The organism is Phocaeicola coprophilus DSM 18228 = JCM 13818 (assembly GCF_000157915.1).
GTDB classification, from domain to species: domain Bacteria; phylum Bacteroidota; class Bacteroidia; order Bacteroidales; family Bacteroidaceae; genus Phocaeicola; species Phocaeicola coprophilus.
In genome coordinates this window covers 26,623-30,432 of record NZ_EQ973635.1, presented here as the reverse complement: position 1 = coordinate 30,432, position 3,810 = coordinate 26,623, and the positions used below count along the sequence as shown (strand labels likewise).

Sequence of the window (3,810 nt, the reverse complement as noted above, 5' to 3'; positions counted from 1 at the left end):
TTTACTCTGCTTTTTTATATGTAATATTTTCAGAATGAAATATCTGATTTATTTAGGGTTCTTAGGTTGTGTATAGATGACATTCATCTGGATTTTTTCTCCTTCTTCTCCTCCGATCAGTCGGGCTGAGTTGACTTCCATGTCGTTTGAAACTCCGATAACCTTAGCCTCAGTACTGTTAGAGCCATCCAACTCTTTTTTGACCGGAATCAGCAAGATTTTGTTCCAGTCCGGATCCTGATTATAGGTATCCGGGCTATTTTCTATTTCAGTAAATATGTGACTGATGAGGCGGTTCAGTTTAGAGAACGTATAAGAGTTGCTTGTATAATCCGCGCAGAAAGTAGTCTGGTTGTCATACAGTTTTCCTCCCTCAAAGAAATCTTTCACTTCACTTTTTCTGATGAGAAGCAGTGTTCCCGGGATACCCATGGGATAAGTTCTTTCGGTTGTTTCTCTCAATCGGGTGAACGTTAGGGATACAGAATTCAGTGTATCCGTTTTATGGTCATTGTACAGTTCTTCCAACGGAAGTGTAATTTCTGTGCAAAGGCCAGCCGGAGTTTTCAGATAGGTATGTTCCTTTTCTGCTGCCAGTTGTTTCAGAACAGATTTATCATTGTCAAAGCGTGTAGACATAAACACTTCCTTGGTAGCCGGGAAGGGGATATATCCTCTGACGATGGAGTCTGCCGTACCTGCTGAGTTTTTCGTGGTATAGCGGATCTTCATCAGCAACTTGATGTCTGAGATATAAAGGATAGATCCTTCTCCCTGGTTGGTGTGGATATAGAATCCTTTGAGTACATTGTTGATGAAGGCCTGGGCATCCTTGAAGTTTTGATGGTTATTCTCCATGTATTTCTCATACAGATGGTTGCTGAATCCTTCACCCAAATCCAGGGTAATGGAGGAATATCCTACGGCATTACGCAGAGAGTCGCTCATTGTATGATTATGGGCGGCATAATATTTCTGTGCAAGTGCCGGTTTGTTCTTGTCATAATAAGCAGTCGGATCAAGTGATGTGTAATACAAGCGTTTGTCTGATCCGTCATCATTGATGACCTGATTGAGTGTATCCACCTGTACGCGCATCGTTGCCAGAGAATCTCCGTAATAGCTGTTGTAATACATGACCAGAGTTGCTTCTTCAATGGCCTGAAGGGTTGATGGGAATTCATATCCTTCGGGGCAGTTGATTTGTGTCAGAAACTCGGCACTGAAGGTTCCGTATTCCGGATCAGTGAACCTACCCAGATAAGCACTGCTGGTTCTTGAGAAGATAGAATCCAGCAAAATAGTGCGGGTTGATATGTCATAAGAGTCGGAAAACGCTTCGATACCGTCGTTTTCAGCAACAAAGTCGCCTATTCCTGTTGTTGTATCGTCGCAGCTGTAGAGGATAGCGGCAAATCCGATTGCTGCCAAGAACTTTAATTTCATTGTTTTATTGTTTTGTATGTTTACAAATTTTCAGCCTCTGCCCATACTTTATCGTAGAATGCGTCGCATGCATCTGCGTAGGCTTCGGGTGAGGACTGATAGTCAAGAACCGGTTTGTTCAGGCTTCGTGCATAGTCCATGATTCCGGGAATAACGTTTTCACTGTTTTGGATTACTCCGTCAGAATAAGCAATAGCCAGTTTGCATAATTCTTCATAGTTGACCAGTGTCTGAATCATGCTGAGATCCTCGGGAGTGATGCTTTTCAGTAATGCCTGATTGATGAAATTGGGATCCAGATTGGATTTGAATCCATCACCATATACTGAGAACACGACTTTTGAGTCTCTGAAAGATGGTTCATCACAATAAGCTTTCTTAATGTAGAGCGGAACCATAGCACTCATCCATCCGTGGCAGTGAATGACATCCGGACACCAGCGCAATTTCTTTACGGTTTCCAGTACCCCTCTGGCATAGAAGATAGCGCGTTCCCCATTGTCTTCGTATTCCTTGCCGTTTTCGTCGGTCGTGATCAGACGGTGCTGGAAATAATCATCATTGTCGATGAAGTAAACTTGCCTACGGGCAGCTTGAATGGATGCTACTTTAATGATGAGCGGATGGTCCGTATCATCAATGATCAAGTTCATTCCTGACAGGCGGATTACTTCGTGCAGCTGGTTTCTGCGTTCGTTCACATTGCCCCACTTAGGCATAAATGTTCTGATTTCGCGACCCTTGTCTTGAATGGCCTGCGGTAAATTCTGGCCAATGATGGCTAGTTCACTTTCAGGTACGTAAGGAGTAATTTCTTGTGTAATGAATAAAACTTTTTTAGCGCTCATGTTATTATTGTTGCTCATAAACATTGGGCAAAGATACAAAAAAAATCATCGTGAAGGCGAATTTTCTGCCTTTTATTATTCCTTATAGTATGTTAATGTGACAAGATGTAGTATAGGTAAGTGTTGCTTCTTTAAGTGAATGCATGCCTTTTTGCGGATAGATGTGTACATTTTTTAGATTTTCTTCTTCATTATGTGATAAATAATGGCTTACTTTGCAACCGTTTTCAGATTATGGTATAAAACTGAGATAAAGAAAATGAAATTAATTCAAACAATCAATGAGCTTCGTGCTGAACTGGATGTACTTCGCCGGGAGGGCAAGACCATCGGTTTGGTGCCTACAATGGGAGCGTTGCATGCCGGACATGCATCGCTTGTGAAACGGGCTGTTGCCGAAAATGATGTCGTAGTGGTCAGTGATTTTGTGAACCCTACTCAATTCAATGACAAGAATGATTTATTGAAATATCCCCGTACGCTGGATGCTGACTGCAAGTTGCTTGAGGCTTGTGGTGCAGCATTTGTTTTTGCTCCTTCCGTTGAAGAAATTTATCCTGAACCCGACACTCGTCAGTTCAGTTATGCTCCGCTGGATACGGTAATGGAAGGAAAATACCGTCCGGGTCATTTCAATGGCGTATGTCAGATTGTGAGCAAGCTGTTCCTGATTGTAGAGCCTACTCGTGCTTACTTCGGTGAAAAAGATTTCCAGCAGCTGGCCATTATCCGTGAGATGGTCCGCAAGTATCCGTTTAACCTGGAGATCGTGGGATGTCCTATCGTACGTGAATCTGACGGACTGGCTCTGAGCAGCCGTAATGCACGCCTCAGTGCTGAACAGCGTGTGCAGGCTCTTCAGATTTCAAAAGCTCTTTTTGCAAGCTGTGAATATGCCAAGACTCATTCTCTGGCTGAAACAAAATTGTATGTAGAAGAGTGTATCGCGAAGGCAGAAGGTTTGCGTCTGGAATACTTTGAAATCGTAGATGGTACAACTTTGCAGACTGTAACCGACTGGAACGACAGTACCTATATCGTAGGATGTATCACTGCATTCTGTGGAGAGGTTCGTCTGATTGATAACATTAAATATAAGGAGTAAGAGACGATGTTGATTGAAGTTCTGAAGTCAAAACTTCATTGTGTTACCGTGACTGAAGCAAACCTGAATTATGTAGGAAGCATTACCATTGATGAAGACCTGATGGATGCTGCCAATATGATTGCAGGTGAGCGTGTGCAGATTGTGAACAACAATAACGGCGAACGTTTCGATACGTATATTATTAAAGGTGAACGTGGCTCGGGATGTATCTGTCTGAACGGAGCTGCTGCCCGTAAGGTGCAGGTTGGTGATGTAGTCATCATTATGTCGTATGCACAGATGGATTTTGAAGAAGCCAAGACTTTCAAGCCTACCGTTGTTTTCCCTGATAAGACAACCAATAAGCTGGTGTAATTTGCCGGCCTGATGATAAACAACAAAAACGGAGAAACCCGACAGGTTTCTCCG

The 3,810-nt window shown here is 42.9% G+C and carries 4 protein-coding genes; 2 read left to right on the top strand and 2 right to left on the bottom strand.

Translation table 11 applies throughout. From position 1 onward, the window contains the following. Positions 1-48 precede the first annotated feature (48 nt). Positions 49-1,446: a DUF4270 domain-containing protein gene (locus tag BACCOPRO_RS04790; protein WP_008141469.1), complete on the bottom strand. Its 1,398-nt coding sequence runs from the start codon at positions 1,444-1,446 to the stop codon at positions 49-51. Between the two features lie 20 nt (positions 1,447-1,466). Further along, a complete protein-coding gene (locus BACCOPRO_RS04785) occupies positions 1,467-2,294 on the bottom strand; it encodes a glycogen/starch synthase (protein WP_040311203.1) in 828 nt (275 codons plus the stop codon). Positions 2,295-2,553: 259 nt separating this feature from the next. On the opposite strand from BACCOPRO_RS04785, the gene panC reads away from it, so the two are divergent. After that, positions 2,554-3,399, top strand: a complete 846-nt coding sequence (gene panC, locus BACCOPRO_RS04780) for a pantoate--beta-alanine ligase (protein ID WP_022277381.1) — start codon at positions 2,554-2,556, stop codon at positions 3,397-3,399. Between the two features lie 6 nt (positions 3,400-3,405). Continuing rightward, complete coding sequence (gene panD, locus BACCOPRO_RS04775) at positions 3,406-3,756, top strand: aspartate 1-decarboxylase (RefSeq protein ID WP_008141465.1); 351 nt, start codon at positions 3,406-3,408, stop codon at positions 3,754-3,756. The last annotated feature ends 54 nt before the right edge of the window (positions 3,757-3,810 follow it).